This is a genomic window from Ureibacillus manganicus DSM 26584 (assembly GCF_000772945.1).
GTDB lineage: Bacteria > Bacillota > Bacilli > Bacillales_A > Planococcaceae > Ureibacillus > Ureibacillus manganicus.
The window spans coordinates 44,221-64,006 of record NZ_JPVN01000013.1 but is presented as its reverse complement, the minus strand read 5'-3'; the positions used below and the strand labels follow the sequence as shown (position 1 = coordinate 64,006).

16 protein-coding genes and 2 pseudogenes are annotated in these 19,786 nt (G+C 34.4%); 14 read left to right on the top strand and 4 right to left on the bottom strand.

Features of this window, described 5'->3' with window-relative positions; genetic code table 11:
- Positions 1–138 precede the first annotated feature (138 nt).
- Genes sufC through sufB form a run of 5 tightly spaced genes read left to right on the top strand, consistent with a single transcriptional unit; the run spans position 139 to position 5,321 of the window.
- Positions 139–918 carry a Fe-S cluster assembly ATPase SufC gene (sufC, locus tag CD29_RS11745; RefSeq protein WP_036186971.1) on the top strand — a complete coding sequence of 260 codons (780 nt, stop codon included), beginning with the start codon at positions 139–141 and terminating at the stop codon, positions 916–918.
- A 20-nt stretch (positions 919–938) separates the two neighbouring features.
- Positions 939–2,246, top strand: a complete 1,308-nt coding sequence (sufD, locus tag CD29_RS11740) for a Fe-S cluster assembly protein SufD (RefSeq protein ID WP_036186968.1) — start codon at positions 939–941, stop codon at positions 2,244–2,246.
- On the top strand, positions 2,246–3,469 hold the full coding sequence (locus tag CD29_RS11735) for a cysteine desulfurase (RefSeq protein WP_036186965.1): 1,224 nt from the start codon (positions 2,246–2,248) through the stop codon (positions 3,467–3,469). Before sufD ends, CD29_RS11735 begins: the two co-directional genes overlap by 1 nt.
- Positions 3,459–3,902 carry a Fe-S cluster assembly sulfur transfer protein SufU gene (sufU, locus tag CD29_RS11730; RefSeq protein WP_036186962.1) on the top strand — a complete coding sequence of 148 codons (444 nt, stop codon included), beginning with the start codon at positions 3,459–3,461 and terminating at the stop codon, positions 3,900–3,902. The genes CD29_RS11735 and sufU overlap by 11 nt, the downstream gene beginning before the upstream one ends.
- Positions 3,903–3,923: 21 nt before the next feature.
- A complete protein-coding gene (gene sufB, locus CD29_RS11725) occupies positions 3,924–5,321 on the top strand; it encodes a Fe-S cluster assembly protein SufB (protein WP_036186959.1) in 1,398 nt (465 codons plus the stop codon).
- A 174-nt stretch (positions 5,322–5,495) separates the two neighbouring features.
- Here sufB and CD29_RS20705 read toward each other — a convergent pair whose 3' ends face one another.
- Together CD29_RS20705 and CD29_RS11720 are read right to left on the bottom strand one after the other, a co-directional pair.
- On the bottom strand, positions 5,496–5,624 hold the full coding sequence (locus CD29_RS20705) for a site-specific integrase (protein ID WP_235801826.1): 129 nt from the start codon (positions 5,622–5,624) through the stop codon (positions 5,496–5,498).
- 295 nt (positions 5,625–5,919) lie between these two features.
- Complete coding sequence (locus CD29_RS11720; RefSeq protein ID WP_036186956.1) at positions 5,920–7,107, bottom strand: metal ABC transporter solute-binding protein, Zn/Mn family; 1,188 nt, start codon at positions 7,105–7,107, stop codon at positions 5,920–5,922.
- Positions 7,108–7,274: 167 nt separating this feature from the next.
- Between CD29_RS11720 and CD29_RS20280 the strand changes: the two are divergent.
- The 7 genes and pseudogenes from CD29_RS20280 to CD29_RS11695 form a co-directional block, all read left to right on the top strand.
- Positions 7,275–7,415: pseudogene (locus CD29_RS20280) on the top strand (penicillin-binding transpeptidase domain-containing protein); the annotation flags it as partial.
- 208 nt (positions 7,416–7,623) lie between these two features.
- The gene (gene rpmG, locus CD29_RS11715; RefSeq protein ID WP_036186954.1) at positions 7,624–7,773 is read left to right on the top strand and encodes a 50S ribosomal protein L33; all 150 of its coding nucleotides are present in this window, start codon (positions 7,624–7,626) and stop codon (positions 7,771–7,773) included.
- Positions 7,774–7,855: 82 nt separating this feature from the next.
- A pseudogene (gene rpsN, locus CD29_RS20015) lies at positions 7,856–8,125 on the top strand (30S ribosomal protein S14).
- A 70-nt stretch (positions 8,126–8,195) separates the two neighbouring features.
- On the top strand, positions 8,196–9,395 hold the full coding sequence (locus CD29_RS11710) for a GTP-binding protein (RefSeq protein ID WP_036186952.1): 1,200 nt from the start codon (positions 8,196–8,198) through the stop codon (positions 9,393–9,395).
- Between the two features lie 299 nt (positions 9,396–9,694).
- Entirely contained in the window at positions 9,695–10,696 is a 1,002-nt protein-coding gene (locus CD29_RS11705) for a permease (protein WP_052124129.1), read from the top strand.
- Positions 10,697–10,710: 14 nt separating this feature from the next.
- Entirely contained in the window at positions 10,711–11,637 is a 927-nt protein-coding gene (locus CD29_RS11700) for a TIGR03943 family putative permease subunit (RefSeq protein ID WP_036186949.1), read from the top strand.
- A gap of 362 nt (positions 11,638–11,999) precedes the next feature.
- Positions 12,000–12,998, top strand: coding sequence for an HNH endonuclease (locus tag CD29_RS11695; RefSeq protein ID WP_036186946.1), 999 nt, complete (start codon positions 12,000–12,002; stop codon positions 12,996–12,998).
- A 76-nt stretch (positions 12,999–13,074) separates the two neighbouring features.
- On the opposite strand, the gene CD29_RS11690 is transcribed toward CD29_RS11695, so the two are convergent.
- Entirely contained in the window at positions 13,075–14,256 is a 1,182-nt protein-coding gene (locus CD29_RS11690) for a TRM11 family methyltransferase (RefSeq protein ID WP_052124128.1), read from the bottom strand.
- 11 nt (positions 14,257–14,267) lie between these two features.
- On the bottom strand, positions 14,268–15,491 hold the full coding sequence (locus CD29_RS11685) for a hypothetical protein (RefSeq protein ID WP_036186944.1): 1,224 nt from the start codon (positions 15,489–15,491) through the stop codon (positions 14,268–14,270).
- Between the two features lie 287 nt (positions 15,492–15,778).
- On the opposite strand from CD29_RS11685, the gene CD29_RS11680 reads away from it, so the two are divergent.
- The gene (locus CD29_RS11680; protein ID WP_036186941.1) at positions 15,779–17,137 is read left to right on the top strand and encodes a 3' terminal RNA ribose 2'-O-methyltransferase Hen1; all 1,359 of its coding nucleotides are present in this window, start codon (positions 15,779–15,781) and stop codon (positions 17,135–17,137) included.
- Positions 17,134–19,725: a polynucleotide kinase-phosphatase gene (locus CD29_RS11675; RefSeq protein ID WP_036186939.1), complete on the top strand. Its 2,592-nt coding sequence runs from the start codon at positions 17,134–17,136 to the stop codon at positions 19,723–19,725. The genes CD29_RS11680 and CD29_RS11675 overlap by 4 nt, the downstream gene beginning before the upstream one ends.
- Positions 19,726–19,786 lie beyond the last annotated feature (61 nt).

The following is a 19,786-nucleotide window of genomic DNA, read 5'->3' as shown; positions in this document are numbered from 1 at the left end:
CTTTATTTAATTGGATTTTATCGTGGGAAATCCACTTGCGAATAAATGCTTTGCATGCTCATGGGTTTTCGGTTAAGATTAGAATGATAATAAATTAGTAATGGTTTTACCATTCAAAGTACAATCGGAGGGAAAATAATGTCTACACTAGTTATAAAAGATCTTCACGTATCGATTGAAGACAAAGAAATTCTTAAGGGTGTAAACCTTACAATTAATACAAACGAAGTTCATGCAATCATGGGTCCTAACGGTACAGGTAAGTCTACGTTAGCGTCAGCAATCATGGGGCATCCAAAATATGAAGTAACACAAGGTACAATTGAATTAGACGGAGAAAACGTGCTTGAAATGGAAGTTGACGAAAGAGCACAAGCTGGTCTGTTCTTAGCTATGCAATATCCATCAGAAATTTCTGGTGTAACAAATGCAGACTTTGTGCGTTCTGCTATAAATGCTCGTCGTGGTGAAGGAAATGAAATCTCATTAATGAAATTCATCCGCGAATTAGATAAAACAATGGATTTCTTAGATATGGACCAAGACATGGCTCAACGTTACTTAAACGAAGGGTTCTCTGGTGGGGAAAAGAAACGTAACGAAATTCTACAATTAATGATGATCAAACCTACATTCGCAATACTTGACGAAATTGACTCTGGTTTAGATATCGATGCATTAAAAGTTGTTGCTAAAGGTATTAACGAAATGCGCGGTGAAGGATTTGGTTGCTTAGCAATTACTCACTACCAACGTTTACTTAACTACATCACACCAGATCATGTACACGTAATGATGCAAGGCCGCGTTGTTAAATCAGGTGGTCCAGAATTAGCACACCGTTTAGAAGCTGAAGGTTATGACTGGATTAAAAAAGAACTTGGTATTGAAGACGAAACGGTAGAACAAGAAGCATAAGGAGAAAGGACGGAACTAAAATGACAGTTGAAACAAAATTGGCATTGTCAGTTGACGAAGTACGTTCATTCTCACAATTAAACAATGAACCTTTATGGTTTACTGATTTTCGTGTGAGTGCAATTGAAAAAGCTACAGAACTTCCAATGCCAACACCAGATAAAACAAATATTACAAACTGGAACTTTTTAGAGTTTCCAAACCATACAGTTGAAAGTGCAACATTTAGCTCATTAGATGAACTTTCAGACGAAGTAAGAGAAGTTATTGATATCGAAGGTCAAGAAAACCTTTATATTCAACGAAACAATACACCTGCTTTCCTAAAAGTATCTGAAGAGTTAAAAACTCAAGGTGTCATCTTTACTGATATTCAAACAGCTATTCGTGAACATAGTGATTTAGTAAAACAATATTTCATGACAACAGCTGTAAAAGTTGATGAGCATAAATTAGCAGCTTATCACGCAGCGTTAGTAAACGGAGGAGTATTTGTATACGTTCCGAAAAACGTTGTTTTAGAAAAACCGTTACAAGTTGTATTTATCAATGACAACGAAGATGCGTCTTTATTCAACCACGTACTATTAGTTGCTGATAAAAATTCAAGTGTAACTTATGTTGAGACTTACGTTTCTACAGTTTCAGAATCTAAAGGGCAAGCTAACATCATTGAAGAAGTGATTGCATTAGACAATGCTCAAGTTAACTTTGGTGCTGTTGATGTTTTAGCAAAAGGATTTACTACTTATGTAAACCGTCGTGGTCATATTTTACGTGATGCTAAGGTTGACTGGGCATTAGGTCTTATGAATGATTCAGATACAATTTCAGAAAGTATTACTCATTTAGTAGGTGACGGTTCAAATGCTAATACTAAAACTGTAGTAGTTGGCCGTGGTGAACAAAAGCAAAACTTCACTACTGAAATTCGTCACTGGGGTAAAAACTCTGAAGGTTTCATCTTGAAACACGGTGTTATGAGAGAGTCAGCTCAATCGATTTTCAATGGTATTGGTAAAATTGAGCACGGAGCTTCAAAATCAAATGCGGTTCAAGAATCACGTGTATTAATGTTATCTGAAAATGCTCGTGGAGACGCAAACCCAATTTTATTAATCGATGAAGATGATGTAATGGCTGGACACGCTGCATCTGCAGGACGTGTGGATCCTATCCAATTATTCTACCTAATGAGTAGAGGTATTTCTAAAGCCGATGCTGAGCGTTTAATTATACATGGTTTCCTAGCGCCAGTTGTTCAAAGCATTCCGATTAAGAGCGTACAAGAACAATTGACGAAGGTAATCGAAGGGAAAGTTCGTTAATGAATGAATTCAGAAAAGATTTTCCAATTTTAAATCAAGAAGTAAACGGGCATCCGCTCGTTTACCTTGATAGTGCTGCAACATCTCAAAAACCAAAACAAGTACTTGATGTAATTAGAAGGTATTACGATTTAGATAACTCTAACGTACATCGTGGTGTACATACACTTGGTAATCGCGCAACAGACTCTTACGAAGGATCACGTGAAAAAGTTCGTAAGTTTATTAATGCTAAGTCGACAAAAGAGATTATCTATACAAGAGGTACAACTACTTCACTTAATACAGTAGCTTCTGGTTATGGAAGACAGCATGTAGAAGAAGGCGATGAAATTATTATTTCATATATGGAGCACCATTCTAACCTGATTCCATGGCAGCAACTTGCTAAAGAGAAAAAGGCAGTTCTGAAATATCTTGATCTTGAGGAAGATGGTACTATCACTTTAGAAACAGTTCGTAATACGATTACTGATAAAACAAAAATCGTTGCGATTACAATGGCTTCTAATGTTTTAGGAACAATCAACCCAATCAAAGAAATCGCTGAAATTGCCCATGCACATGGTGCGATTATTGTAGTAGATGCGGCTCAAGCTGCACCTCATATGCCTATTGATGTACAAGATTTAGATGCTGACTTCTTAGGCTTCTCCGGCCATAAAATGGGTGGTCCAACTGGTATTGGCGTCTTATATGGTAAAGAAGCGCTATTAGAAGAAATGGATCCTATTGAATTTGGTGGAGAAATGATCGACTTTGTTGATTTATATGAATCTACTTGGAAGGAACTACCTTGGAAATTTGAAGGTGGTACACCTAACATTGCTGGAGCTATTGGTTTAGGAGCAGCGATAGATTACTTAACTGAAATTGGACTTGAAAATATTGCAAACCATGAACATGAACTAGTGGAATATGCACTTCAAGAAATGGATAAAATCGGTGGTTTATCTATTTATGGACCTCGTGATCCGAACCAACGTTGTGGATTAATTACGTTTAATTTAGAAGGCGTCCATCCACATGATTTAGCAACAGTTCTAGACATGAATGGTATTGCAATCCGTGCAGGTCATCATTGTGCTCAACCACTTATGAAATGGCTATCGTGTTCAGCAACAGCACGCGCAAGCTTCTACATTTATAATACGAAACAAGATATTGATCGTCTTGTAGAAGGTCTGCGAGGCGCGAAGGAGTATTTTAACGATGTCTTTTAATAATTTAGATCAGCTATATCGCTCCGTCATCATGGACCATTATAAAAAACCTCGTAACAAAGGTTCGTTAGATGAAAATAGTGTTACCATTGATATGAATAATCCTACTTGTGGTGACAGAATTCATCTGACATTAAAACTAAATGGTGAAATTGTTGAGGATGCAAGATTTGATGGAGAAGGATGTTCAATATCGATGTCATCCGCATCAATGATGACAGAAGCTATTAAGGGCAAAGATATTAATGAAGCTCTAAACTATGCCGATGTCTTTTCGAAAATGATGCTTGGTGAAGATATTGATGAAGATATAATCGATGAATTAGGGGATGTAGCAGCACTTCAAGGTGTTGCTAAATTCCCAGCACGTATTAAATGCGCTACTCTTGCTTGGAAAGCAATGGAAAAAGGCGTAAAAGAAGAACCAAAATAAGGGTTGAACGGAGGAGAGAAAATGGCAAAGAAAATGCCTGAAATCGGCGATTATAAATACGGCTTCCATGATAAGGACGTATCAGTTTTCCGTTCAAAACGTGGATTAACCGAAGATATCGTTCGTGAAATATCAAATATGAAAAATGAACCAGAGTGGATGTTAAACTATCGTTTAAAAGCGTTAGAAATTTTCTACTCAAAACCAATGCCACAATGGGGTGGCGACCTTTCTGCATTAAACTTTGATGAAATTACTTACTACGTAAAACCATCTGAAGCTACTCAAAAATCTTGGGATGAAGTACCTGAAGAAATTAAAGCAACTTTCGATAAATTAGGTATTCCAGAAGCAGAACAAAAATATTTAGCTGGTGTATCAGCTCAGTACGAATCAGAAGTTGTATATCACAACATGAAAAAAGATCTTGAAGATTTAGGAATTGTTTTCAAAGATACTGATTCAGCGTTAAAAGAAAATGAAGATATTTTCAAAAAATACTGGGGTACAGTGATCCCTTCATCAGATAACAAATTCTCAGCATTAAACTCAGCTGTATGGTCTGGTGGATCATTCATCTACGTACCACCTGGTGTTAAATTAGAAACACCATTACAAGCTTACTTCCGTATTAACTCTGAAAACATGGGTCAATTCGAACGTACTTTAATTATTGTTGATGAAGGTGCAAGTGTTCACTATGTAGAAGGATGTACAGCTCCTGTTTACACAACAAACTCACTTCACTCAGCAGTAGTTGAGATTATTGTTAAAAAAGATGCATATTGCCGTTACACTACAATCCAAAACTGGGCTAACAATGTATACAACCTAGTAACAAAACGTACGGTTGTTGAAGAAAACGGTACTATGGAATGGATTGATGGTAACATCGGATCTAAATTAACAATGAAATACCCAGCTTGTATTCTTAAAGGTGAAGGTGCTCGTGGTATGACACTTTCAATCGCAATTGCCGGTAAAGGTCAACACCAAGATGCTGGTGCAAAAATGATTCACTTAGCACCAAATACATCTTCATCAATCGTTTCTAAATCTATTGCAAAACACGGTGGTAAAGTATCTTACCGTGGTATCGTTAGATTTGGTAAAAAGGCAACAGGTGCACGTTCTAATATTGAATGTGATACGTTAATCATGGATAACCAATCTACATCTGATACGATTCCTTATAACGAAGTACTAAATGATAATGTATCTTTAGAGCACGAAGCAAAAGTTTCAAAAGTATCTGAAGAACAATTATTCTATCTAATGAGCCGTGGTATTTCTGAGCAAGAAGCTACAGAAATGATCGTAATGGGCTTCATCGAACCATTCACAAAAGAACTTCCAATGGAATATGCGGTTGAAATGAACCGTTTAATCAAGTTCGAGATGGAAGGTTCAATCGGTTAATGTAGGAAAAACCTTTGTATATCAGGGGTTTGAAAGGTTATTATATATGGTGAAATAACTTTCGAGCCGATTTTGTGCCGATTGTGTTTTATCTTTTAATGTAGGAGGCGAACTTTTGAAGTTCGTCTTCTTCTATTTTTTCAAGATAACTTATCTGCTGTTGTTTTGATGGTCTTATGTCCCAAAGCGATTTGATACATATTTAAGACTTACACCTGATTCAAGTAACAAAACTGCGTGTGTATGTCGAAAAACGTGCGTACCTTTATAATCTACACCAGCTTTTTTGCAATATTCACGAATCGTATAATGAAAAGTGGAAGGTGTTAGATATTGACCGTTATAATGTTTGCATATTAATTGTTGCTAAGTAGCGAATTTTGTAAGAAAAGTTATTCAATAAATGGGCTATTTAAAGGAGGAAGAATCCTCATTTTTTATATAGTGAGAATAGTTCACTCCTAAAGACTGACCAACATCCTTAAGGCGTGAACTTAAAAAAATTATCCTTCATCATTAAACAAACAAACACGCTACAAATTGTAACGTGTTTTTTAAAGAGTAGACTAATCAAAATAAGTTTTTAATGAAAAGGAAATTATTTATTGCTTAAAGCTTTACTTAAAGTTTCGATATTTTGTTCCATTAAGGTGAAATATGTTTCATTACTAGCAATATCTTCTTTTGTAAGTACACTTAGATTATGCAAAATCAACGCTTCAGCTCCGATTTCGGATTGAATAATTTCAGCTAATTTTGAGGAAACATTTTGTTCAAATAAAATATTTTTAATATTTAATTCCTTTGCTAGATCAACTATTTCCGTTAATTCCTTTTGTGAAGGTTCACTTTGAGAATTCAGACCGGCAATAGGTACTTGTTTTAAATTGTATTCACCTGCTATGTATCCAAATGCAGCATGTGATACAAAAAATGTATGTGTGTCAGCTAGAGCCACCATTTCTTTAAACTTATCATCTAAAGCTTTTAATTCTTCTACTAAAGTTTGATAGTTTGCTTCAAATGTATCAGCTTGATCGGGCATTTTTTTTGTAAGTGCATCTTTGATGGATAATGCAAGATCTTCAGAAATTGATACAGATAGCCAAACATGAGGATCTATCTCATGGTGGTGATGATGATGTCCTTCATGACTGTCTTCATCGTGGGAAGAATGCTCATCTTTAGATTCACTAGTTACTTCCTCGTGAGCATGATCATCTTCTGAATGCTCACCTTCACTATGTTCGGAATGTTCATCCTCTGTATGAGCATCTTCACTATGTTCGGAATGTTCACCCTCTGTATGAGCATCTTCACTATGTTCAGAATGTTCATCCTCTGTATGAGAATCTAGACCATCTCCCGAGTGTTCATCATGTGAATGACCTGTACTCATATTAAACTTTTTTTCAGGTACATTAGCTGTAGTGGCAATAAACTCAACTTTTTGGCCATTCAATGCCTCTTGTGCCTGTTCAATAAAACCTTCAAGACCTAACCCTATATAGAATAACACGTCTGCCTCTGCAATCTTAATCATATCTTGTTGCGTTGGTTCAAATGTATGTTCGTTGGAACCTGGAGGGTAAATGGATTTAACTTCAACAAACTCGCCACCAATACGTTCCGTAAAATAGCTTAACGGATATACGGTAGTGTAAACTTTTAATTTTGTTTGTTCTTCTGCAATTTCATTTGACCCTTCATTTTGAACGGTAGTACTGTTACATGCTGTTAGTAGGGTAAAACATAAAGCTAGTAGTATCAAAAAATATTTATTCATTATTTCTTCCCTTCTAAATCGTAATGATTACTATTTACAAACTAAATATTATCCAAACTTAACACATATTGCAACAATAAAATTAAAAAAAATATTTTTCTTGTTAAACAAATGTATCAATAGAGTAGAAAACTTCTATTCAGGATTAATGTTCCTCTAGTAATTACTTGGGCGAAGAAATATCTGCACAAGGCCGTAATGCTCTTGAATCAGTAGTGGCAAATGGTTCAGGTCGACAAGCATTCTGTGATGGATTGCAGATAGGTGGGAAAACAGGAACTGCCCAAAAAGTACAAAATAGAAGGTACCCAATTCATCTTTATTTAGGAAATTAAATCCACCTTCACAAATTGTTTGAAACAGTATAATTAAATACTTGCAAATAGTAATGATTACTATTTATAATTACAACGTACTTTAATTCCATTATGAGGGATTATTTTTTTAGAAATTAAATCGTAATAGTTACGATTTAGTTTCTCTGTTTAAATGGCTTATTAGGAGGGAAGAACGAAGATGAGAGTTAAAATCACTTTAGCATGTACAGAAACTGGAGATCGAAATTATATTACAACCAAAAATAAACGAACAAATCCAGAGCGTATCGAACTAATGAAATATAGCCCACGTTTAAAAAAACGTACGTTGCATCGAGAAACAAAATAAGGTTATAAAATGGACTTTTTACAGGGTGAAATATAGTTAATTTTAAATCGTAATGATTACACTTTAAAAAAGATGGACATATATGGCGAAGATGTCCAAAATCGTGAAAGAACAAAAACGCCAAGAAGTGGTAAAAAAGTACGCCGATCTATGAAAAGAACTAAAAGAAAAAGGGGATTATGATGCACTTCGAAAACTTCCGAGGGATTCATCATCGACACGTTTAAAAAACAGATGTGAAGTGACAGGAAGACCAAGAGGTTATTTGAGAAAATTCAAGATGTCTCGTATTGCCTTTAGAGAATACGCACATAAAGGGCAAATTTCTGGTGTGAAAAAATCCAGTTGGTAAAGATTATTGTTCTACTTCAAGATAGAAGTACGGTTTCGAGTTGAATTGAAAGTAAAAAGGGGAAGTATTAATGGCGAAAAAAATTCCAGTTACAGTTTTAAGCGGTTATTTAGGTTCTGGGAAGACAACGGTGTTAAATCATATTTTACAAAATAAACAAAATCTTCGAGTAGCCGTAATAGTGAATGATATGAGTGAGATTAATATTGATGCAGAGCTTGTAAAAAAAGGTAGTGGTATTTCTAGGACAGAGGAAAAGCTCGTTGAAATGTCCAATGGATGTATATGTTGTACATTGCGTGAGGATTTATTAATTGAAGTGCAGAATCTGGTCGACATTGGTGAAATTGACTATATCGTGATTGAATCAACTGGTATAGGTGAACCGATTCCTGTTGCCCAAACATTTTCATATTACGATGAAGAATCAGGTATTAATCTACCGGAAATTTGTACGTTAGATACAATGGTAACGGTTGTCGATGCAAATCGTTTTTGGCACGACTTCCAATCTGGTGAAAGCTTATTGGATAGGAAAGAGGCTGTTGGGGAATTAGATGACCGTGAAGTAGCTGACTTATTAATTGACCAAATTGAATTTTGTGATGTGTTAATATTAAATAAATGTGATTTGGTTTCAGAGGTAGAGTTAGAAAAATTAGAACGGATTATTCGCATATTGCAACCAGAGGCAAAAATTATTCGTACAATAAATGGTAAAATAGATCCAAAAGAAATATTGAATACAGGGCAATTTGACTTTGATTGTGTTGTCAATTCTGCTGGATGGTTAAAAGAGTTACAGCTAGGTCACGAAAACCACACACCTGAAACCGAAGAATACGGGATATCTTCTTTCACCTATACAAGAAAAATACCATTCCATCCAGTACGATTTAAAGAGTGGAGTGAACAAATGCCATTATCGATTGTGCGAGCGAAAGGTCTTATTTGGAGTGCAGCCCACAACGAATATACCATTTTATTCTCTCAAGCGGGTCCCTCAGTTAATATTGAGCCAGTCTCATATTGGGTAGCCGCTTTATCGGAACAGCAACAAAAACAAATACTATTAGATAACCCTGAAATACAAGAAGAGTGGGATTTAGAATTCGGCGACCGTATGACAAAATTGGTCATAATTGGAATGAATTTAGATAAAGAAATGATTACGAAGGAATTAGACCAATGTCTATTAACAACGGAAGAATTCAATGCATCTTGGGGAAATTTAGAAGATCCTTATAATTGGATAATTCAAAAATCATAAATCATAAATTTTTGTTTTGCTAGGGTTCATTTTGTAAATTCATACATTAAAAAAATGAACAGAATTTGAAATTTTTTTACTTAATAGATTGAAACTTAACTGAATTCATCATTAATCTCCCAATATTTGTTTATTTTAAGCAAAATCGGGAGATTTTTTTATGTCCAAAAAATAGATTATAAATAGGAATTATTACGATTTAAAATAAATACACTATTGAGAAAACAATCTTTCGTTTCCCGAAAATGTAGACAAGCAGTATTGATAAATCAAATCCAATTCTTGAAAGAGGAGATTCGATGCAATCTAAATTGAAGATTTCTACTCAATTTTTAGTCGTATTTATGTTAGGAATTTCTATAAGTATTATGTTTATGGTCCCTATTTTTTCAAGTAGTGACGTATTTACACTACCAAAATCATTTAATCAATTTAATACAATTTTTCTTAGCATTTTAATTGAAGCAATTCCTTTTGTATTGATTGGCGTGCTAATAGCCGGATTTATTCAAATTTTTATCACTGAGGACCATATTAGAGCTTTCATACCTAAAAATAAAATTTTAGCAGTATTTATGGGCTGTTTTGTTGGATCACTTTTTCCGGCATGTGAGTGTGGTATTGTCCCAATTGTTCGACGATTGATTGAAAAGGGGGTTCCACTTTACGCTGGAATCGGTTTTTTATTAACCGGCCCATTAATTAATCCAATTGTTATTTTATCCACCTATATGGCTTTTGGTAATGATTTGGAAATGGCCTTATATAGGATGGGTGTTGGATTTGTTGCAGCAGTAGCCATTGCACTTGTAGTCAGTTTTTTATATAAATCTAATCAGTTAAAGCGGATGAATAAAAATCAAAATGCTTTTTTGAAAGAGGGTAAAAGACAACTAATTGGAACGAGAGTAAGTGAAATGTTTAAGCACTCAATCGATGAATTTTTTGATATGAGTAAATATTTAATTTTGGGTGCTTTCGTGGCAGCCTTACTTCAAACGTACGTTTCCATGCAATTCCTATTCCTATTTGGAGATGGCTTAATTCATTCGACGATTGTCATGATGGCGCTGGCTTATTTTTTATCATTATGCTCTGAAGCAGATGCATTTATTGGTGCATCATTTAAAAACATCTTTCCTTCTACATCTATCTTAGCCTTTCTTGTTTATGGACCGATGATTGATTTGAAAAATACAATCATGTTACTCAGTGTGTTTAAAGCAAAATTTGTATTTGTATTGTTTATGCTGATTACTTCAATTGTATTTACATTTGTTTACTTAACGAGTTTTCTTTAGGAAGGAATGAATCCATGCAATTAAACACTCAGCATTTATTAAAAGCGGTACTAATCGGACTATTTACGTTGTTTTTTGCCAATCTCCATTTGACAGGTGATATCGCGAAGTACATTAATCCAAAATACGATTTTATGAGTAAGCTTGCTGTGGGAATCTTTTTTATTTTATTTATGATTCAACTGCCAAGAATCTTTCAGGGGAAGCGTACCCATCACGTTTGTTCGGTTCATTGTAGCCACAGTCATGATCATGGACATGGTCATTGGAATTTTGCGAAAATCATTGGCTTCGCAATTGTAGCCTTTCCGCTTATAACGGGATTTACTATTCCTCCAGCAACTTTAGATTCTTCGATTGCGGCAAACAAAGGATCCATACTATCGCAGATTAGTAGTGGACAAAAAGAGGAGAAGTCGTTTGAAGAATCGCTCATGGAGAATTCGGAGTCATTAACTGAAAAAGAAAATATTGATATCTATTCAAGTGATCATATACCACTTGTTAACAATAACTATTTAACGGAAGGTGAACTAAAAGAAAAAGAAAGATGGCTCCAGGATTCTGAAATAATTGACATGAGTGAAGACATATTTATTTCGTATTATAGTAGGATCAACGAAAATCCAGAGGCTTTTGCTGGCAGAACTATTAAATTGAGTGGCTTTGTCTTTAAAGAAGGTGAATTTGCAGTAAACCAGCTTGTACTATCTAGGTTTTTTATTACTCATTGCGTTGCGGATGCGAGTGTCATCGGCTTTTTAACCGAATTTGAAGGAGCTGATCAATTACAACAAGATTCGTGGTTAGAAATTGAAGGGGTATTAGCTGTAGGAAACTATGATGGATATGAATTGCCAATTGTCAAAGTAACAAGTTGGGATGTGATTAATGAGCCGAACGAACCTTATATATTCCCTATTCAAACGTTGGTACAGTAAATAATAAGTATTAATCAATACGCCCAAATTTACTAGTTGTATCATACTACTGTCACTTGTATTTTTGTACGTTAATCCTTTGTGCCGAATTCATGCCGATTTCGAGCCGATTAAGTAATATTCAGTGGTGAAGAAGGCGAACTTTTAAAGTTCGTCTTTTTCATTTGTTCAGTAATATACAAGTTCCACTAAGAGCATATTGCCATTCTAGGTTAGTTCAATATATTTTATTCTAACAACTTCTACTTCTACTTCTACTCCAATTTTAATTTTATTTTCACACTAATTGTTTCAAGGTTTGCCAAATTCCCATTCCCTCTAATTTTGTATGTATAATAGTAATAATGAATGGGGGCTTATTTATGTCTAGGAGAAAACCATACAGTAAAGTCAAAAAACATGGTCAAATTAGGGCAGATCATGTAAAAGGAATGGGCGATGTAGTATTTAAAGGATTTCAATGTTTAAATCCTGATTGTGAACACTTCATAACTGTTAGAAAAGATCAATTAGACGGAGAGTTCGAAATTGAATGTGATAAATGTAATTACTTAATACATACTGATGGTGAGACAACCTTCTTTAAGTACGATATGGAAGTAGAGCAAGATGGTGCTAAGGTAATTGCAGAAAGTGGCGATTTTACCGTTCTTCATGAGGAATATGTTAATGAAGCGGAAGAATTTAAATATTGCATAGTTTGTAATACGATGAAGCCATTATCATTTTTCGATAACCACAGTTCAAGGAACTCGGGAAGACAGGGAGAATGTAGACTATGTAAAAAGATTTATAACAGTATAAAAAATGGAACAAGAACATCTGACCAACATAGAGAAGCGGCTCAAAAGAGAAGAATGTATATGGATTTGTCAGGACATGAAAAAATAAATAGTAAAGAAATATATGAAAGGTATAATTATCGATGCTTTAAATGTAATAAAGACCTTTCAAACGTGGAGAGCTCAATTGAAAGACCATTAGATCATACTTTACCAGTTTATTATTTATGGCCTTTAAACACTAAAAATGCTACTTTACTATGTCGCAAATGTAATGGAGAAAAGTCGGGAAGCTGGCCAACAGAGTTTTATAATACTAGTGAAATTCAGCGGCTTGCAATATTAACTGGCTTTGGATTTGAGTTATTATCCGGACCCCCAACATATAACCCTGAAGCAATAAATCGGTTAAGTGATCCAGAAGTAGTTGATGAATTATTAGCAAAATACAGTAGATATCTTGGGGAGATTATTAAACTGAGAAACAGGCTTTTAAAAGAAATCGGATTTGACTTTTTTCAATATTCCAAAACAATTTCCAGTGTTTGGGTTGATTTAGCCAACAAGGAACTAAAATAATTTTACTACGTCGAATCTACGTATGAAAGTGTGTTCACAATTAACCAACAACAATAACACTTTTAAAAAAACTCCCTTAAATTGGGAGTTTTTTCTTAAGAAACAAAAATTGATGGTCTGTTGTTGAACCTTTATCCGATATTCCATGCTTCTCAAAGTCTTTAGCATCTTCATTGCCAATATAAACAACATCGAAGTGTTCAGTGGCACGTTTTGCTAATTCAGTAGCCATATCGCATTTTTTTGATTTTCCTAAGTGGAGAATTACAATTCCTTGTTCTTTTAACAAGCTATTGCAAATATTAAAGAATGTATTATAAATATTTAAATCCTTTTTTTGTTTTCCTTCTAAAAATCTTATTTCCGCGTTTTGATAATCTTTCGGTTCCCATCCAGAAAGCCATAATCGCAACCAATTACTACTATAAAATTTAATAGAATCAAAAAAAGGAGGAGAGGTAATAATTGCATCTACATTACTTACTTTTCCTTCTAAATTAAATAAGTCTCCAAAAATCGCTTGCCCTTCTTGAAAATTATCCCATTCACCTTTTTTATAAGAAAGCGCAATTTTATTTTTAATATGTTGAACTACATTTTTATAAATGAACTCACCTGTTGGTGCATAGGGAGTTAAAGGGTGGGAATTTCTAGATAAAGCATAAGGTCGATTGCCATGTAGAACATGTAAAAAACAAGAAAAAATAAATGCTGCTTCACTAGATTCTGTTTTTCTCTCTCTAAAAAATACTCGAGCAGTTAGTATTTCTTTATAAGTATCAGGATGGAAGTAATCTGGGATTTTCCCGTTTAGACCAAAGTCAGAATAAGGAATATCATCCGGTGAATACTCAACTAAATTTTCGTTAATGTAATCCTCTAGTTCATTTACTAAATCATTAACCCGCTCTTTATTTGCCGTCTCCAACTTTGCCTTTGTTACAGCATATGCCATTTCACTTAAATCATTTCCAATCCCTATTCTACCTTGTAAACACGCCTCAAATGGTATTGTCCCTACACCACTCATAGGATCAAGAACTGTTTGTCCTTCTTCAGTAAACTCTTTGATAAGGAAATGTGCAATAGAGGGTTTTAATTTTCCATGGTATGAACAAAGTGAGTGCCATGCATGCCCCCAGTTGCGTCCACCATATGGCTTTTCTCTGTAAGGCATTGCTGTCATGAACTGTTCAGCTTTCTGTTTAAACATATCTATTTCAGAAAGTGATTTTTGTTTTGTAATTACACTATTCAATTATTAGCACCTCACTTTCTTAACTGATAGCGCAGTACTTTTTGCGATAGAATCATCTGATTTTTAGATCTTCTAGTACGTAGAACTTCTTCATCGTATTGTATAAAGCCATGTTTAGCAGCAAGTTCAGATAATATCGAATCAGTTGGAATGTGAACACCTGCGAATTGAGAATCTCCGATATCTAAAACAAATATCCCATCATTACGTATGGTTTGTTTTAGTTGTTGAAAAACAATATTCATATCATAAAAATACCCAGCAACCATAATGGGGATTCTTTTATCATAAGCAACTGGTTCTAATTGTTCTACATAACCTTTTACTTCGTCTAAGATAATTGGTATGTTTCGGCGATTAGATACGCTGTTTATTCCCGCCATTATTCCTCCAGAGTGAAGGAAAGGTAAATCCTTTTCAGTTGTAACAAAATCTAAAAGCTTTAGCTCCAACTTTGTATTTCGAATATAATTTGTGCCATTCAAATAGGGTGGAGAAGTGATAACACAATCTACTTCTTGCGGTAAGATGGCTTGTCTAGCATCTGAGTGAATAAATGTAGTATTAGATTGGATTGAGCCTGAATGGTTTTCTATATCGTAAATAATATCTTCTAATTTATTGATGAAATGAACCAAAACATTAAAGTCTTCTTGTTTTTTCTCATTTTCTTTTGCATATCTTAAATCGCCACGTTTAATCATGTTAGAAACCTTTATGGCAATAGAAGCTAGTGCGATTTTGGAAATATTTATTGATAGAGGATCATTTAGATTAGTTAAAAGTTTCTTAATGGCCAAAAGTTTTGCTAATACTTCAGGTTTGTAAAACTTTTCAAAGCCATCATAAGAAACACCAATAAGGGGTTCGAAATCTAGATTACCGAGTACACTTTCTTTTAAGGATAAAAGTTCTCCTATAACTACATCCATTCTTTGATGTGCTGCTCTTACCGTATTAATTTTTGTTTCTGTAACAAAAGCCATAAATGGATTAATTTCGCTAAAGAATGATTGAATTCCATATTGTGCGGCTACTAATGGGGTTGTACCCGATCCGCCAAATGGTTCAAAAAGCGTTTGAGCTTCTATCGGTAATTTTTCAAATTCATTTATAATAAATTCACTAGAATAACCTTCGTCGTATTTATACCATCTGTGGATTGGCTCGGTTTTATTAAGAGCAAATGTTCCTGATAAGCCTCTATTATTTTTCGTAGTAACGGATGTTGCCATATATAAATTCACCTCTCCTTAAAAAGGACATATGACTATATTATCATAATAATTGTAATGGTAGTATCAAAAAGTTGAAAAACTTCAAACGTATGTTCTTATGTAATTTTCTCGTTAGCGCATTGTTCTGCGAAAAATTCTTTCCATTTGAGGATGATTTCGTGATGTTTCTGGAGACACTTTTTTATGTCCAGTATAGATTGTTTGCTGAGGTGAAAATTGGATTAATATGTTAAATTGAATAAAAGGGAACTAAAACCATTAGTTGAAAGTGGGTGTATTTAACGATGCAATTATCGATTCGTGCAATAGGACAAGATGTAAAAGTTATTTCCTACCTATTAGCAAAAAATCCGAATAATCTTTATGAAAGAGATGTAAATGGACACTATGTCCGGATGTTTTTTAGTAAGTTTACCGATGAAGAAATTGATGTCACTTTTTTTGTAACGCCGGATCCCATTGAACTTTCAAGAAATAACTCACAAACTTATGATATTACTTCCTATATAAATGATCGAGAATTTGTTGTAAGTAGTATTTTTTGTACGTTTCTAAGATCTGCCCTCGGTACAGCGTTAAATGGGAAACCTCATGAAGAATATGAACAATGGGTAAACCATGCCTTCCAATTTGAATTTGGCTTTGGGCCACTTGCTTCTAAATTTTCAGACAGAGCGATATTGGAGTTATTTCAACCGTTAGGATACGATGTTGAAATTACTTACGGTGAAGCCGACTACAATATGAACTTAAAAAGTGAAAGTTCAGCACGTTTCATTAAATTAAAAGGTTTTACGACGCTTCAAATGGGGCTGAGACAGCTTTTTGTACTAATCCCAGTGTTAGATAATTACAAACATTATTATATAGATGAAAAAGAGATAGAAAAATTGGAACGTTTTGGAGAGGGCTGGTTAGACAATCATCCACAAAGAGAGTTCATATACCAACAAGCATTACGGTTTAAGGAACTTTACAGCTTAGTAGAACAGCAAGATCAACGTGCAGATAATGAGCCCCTTAAAAAATCTGATCATAAAATCCGTTTAAATGATTTAAGATATGAAAAAATAGTTTCAATCATAAACCAATTACCAAACAAAGAGAGTATCGTTGACCTCGGTTCAGGTGAAGGAAAGCTCTCAGAGAAGTTAGGTTTCATTAATGGTGTACAGGAAATATTAGCAGTGGAACCATCACAAACAGCTTCAATTTCAGCTCGTAAACGTTTTGAAAAAAATGAGCAGCAAAGTCATTTCGTGAAACCAAAGCAAATTATTAGTTCACTATTTTATTATGATGAACGACTAAAAGATAAAGATATCATCGTACTTTGCGAAGTAATTGAACATATTGATGAGTACAGGCTTGAAAAAGTAATGAAAACAATAATAACTGACTATAAACCAAAAGCACTAATTATTACGACGCCAAATAAAGAATACAATAAAGTTTACGAGATGGATGAGGATTACAGGCATCCTGATCATCGTTTTGAATGGACAAGAGAAGAATTTAAAACGTGGTGTAAAAACAATGGCCATAAATACGAATTATCATTTGATGGCATTGGTGAAGAACATGAACTACATGGGTACCCAACTCAGGCTTGTTTATTTACACGAAAGGAGCTAAACCAATGAAAATAAATTTACCTTATGCCGGAATCGTATTACTCATTGGTCCTTCAAATAGTGGGAAATCAACTCTTTTACGTGAACTTGTAAAAAAGGGCGATATTCTAACTTCTGAAGTGATTAGCTCAGATGAATGTAGAATATTAGTTGGTGATATTGATTTTATTGATTATCAAAGAAGTGAGCGCGATGAAGCGGATATTCTTTATGATCAATATCAACACATATCAGCAGAAGCTTTTTCAATTTTAGATCAAATCATCCAATCAAGATGTAGATTGAACAAACTTACTTTTGTAGATGCCACTCATTTATATCCTGACGATCGTAAAAAGTATATCGCAATAGCTAGAGCTAATCATGTTCCGATTGTTTCTATCATCATGGATGTAGATCAGAATGATTTGCTTACTAGAGATAAAAATCGTGAAAATCCAAGAGGCATCAAAAGAATTAAACAACAATATCAAGTATTTAAAAGAGAAAAACGGTTTATCAAAAAAGAAGGATACCTCGCTACTTATACGATTTCTAATAGCAGTGCAGTTGAAATCGTAAGAAGCAATAATCCGGTTCATTTAGAAATAGGTAATGGAATAGACATTATTGGTGATATTCATGGTTGTTATAGTGAAATGATTCAACTGCTAGTAAAGTTAGGGTACAAAAGAAATCACGAGGAGTTTTACATTCACCCAGAAGGGAAAAAGTTTCTTTCCCTCGGTGATATTATGAGCCGCGGACCACAATCTCTCAAAACAATGGAATTTTTCTTACGTCATGTAAATAATGGACTTGCCTACATGATAGACAGTAATCATGGTTGGAAAATTGCACGCTGGTTAGATGGACGGAAAGTAACCCTAAGTCATGGAGATGAATTTGTTGAAGAAGAATTTATTTTATACGAGAAACAATATGGTGAAGAAGTAGCTAAATCATTAAAACAATCATTAAAAGAATTGCTTATTAATGCTCCTTCTCACTATGTATTAACGAAAAATGGTGTACCTACTTTAGTTTGTACTCATGCAGGAATAAAAGATGAATTCATAGGAAAACAGTCTTATGACATAAGTGATTTTTGCCGATATGGAGACAATGAAGGGCTAGATGAAAACGGTAAACCGATTCGGAAGGATTGGACAATTCATCATAAAAATAGCACATTAATACTTTGGGGTCACGATCCAAAACCGAAACCACTTGCAATTAACAATACAATTAACATAGACCAAGGGGTTGTATTTGGGGGGGAACTAACTGCATTCCAGTACCCTGAAAAAGAATTTGTTTCTGTCAAAGCGCAAAAAGATTACACTGATGGAACAAACAATCCTTTTGATGAATTTAAGAAACAAAGGTTGAATCCACCAAACATTGCGCAATTTATAGAAGGATATACTGTTGGAACAGATATTCTTGGTGAAATAAGTATTTCAAAAGAATATGTAATTCCTGCACTTGATACTGTGTCACATTACACGGTACCAATAGAAGAATTAGTGTACATTCCGCCAACAATGAGTCCAACACCAACACCTTCATCTCTGGAAAATTACCTTGAACATCCGAGAGAAGCGATTGATTACTACAGAAATTTGGGTATTCAAAGACTAGTTGCTGAGAAAAAGCATATGGGTAGTAGGGGGATTTTGTTGTTATTTAAAGATAATGAAGCTGGACTAAAATATATTGGTCGAGAAACGCTAGGTGTAATTTATACCCGTACTGGAAGGCGATTCTTTGATGAAGAAATGGAACGAACAATCCTTTTAAAAATTAATAAAGGGCTAACTGCTAGCAATTACTTCGACAATAATGATACAGAGTTTATCCTACTAGATGCTGAAATTATGCCGTGGAATTTAAAAGCAAAAGAATTAATTAGTAAACAGTATGCTCATGTATCTGAAAATGCAATTTTAGACCGAAACATATTAATGCATAAGCTTGAAAGCGCGGTTGGGGATAACCAAAATCTCGAAAAATGGTTAAAAGAGTACGATGAAAAACTAAAGAATGCCCACGTATTCAAAGAAGTATTTCAAAAATACTGCTGGGACATCCATACCATTGACGAAATTCAAATTGCACCGTTCCATTTACTGGCACATAGTAAAGAAACATTCTTTGATAAACCACATACATGGCATATGGAAAAGAATCGAGAGTTCCATGCAATAGATTCGCTGTTTGTAAAAACTGAGTATATGGTCATTGAAGACCAGGCGAGTGAAGAAGATGTTATCAAATGGTGGGAAGAAATGACAAGTGACGGCCATGAGGGAATTGTCATCAAACCAGAAACATTCATCTCAACGTATAAGGGAAGATTAATTCAACCTGCCATAAAAGTGAGAGGTCGTAAATATCTTCATATCATCTATGGAATGGATTACTTACAACCTGAAAATTTAAAAAGATTAAAACATAGAAATACTGGTAAAAAACAAAAAAATGCCTTAAAAGAATTCGCTTTAGGAGTAGAAGGAGTTCAAAGATTCGTAAACGGTGAGTCTATTTCAAGAGTTCATGAATGTGCACTTGGTGTACTCGCTCTAGAATCTGATCCTGTTGATCCTAGATTGTAAAGTAACTTGTGAATTTAATTGAAGAATTGCAATAAGTGAGTCTCATGCTGCTGACTCACTT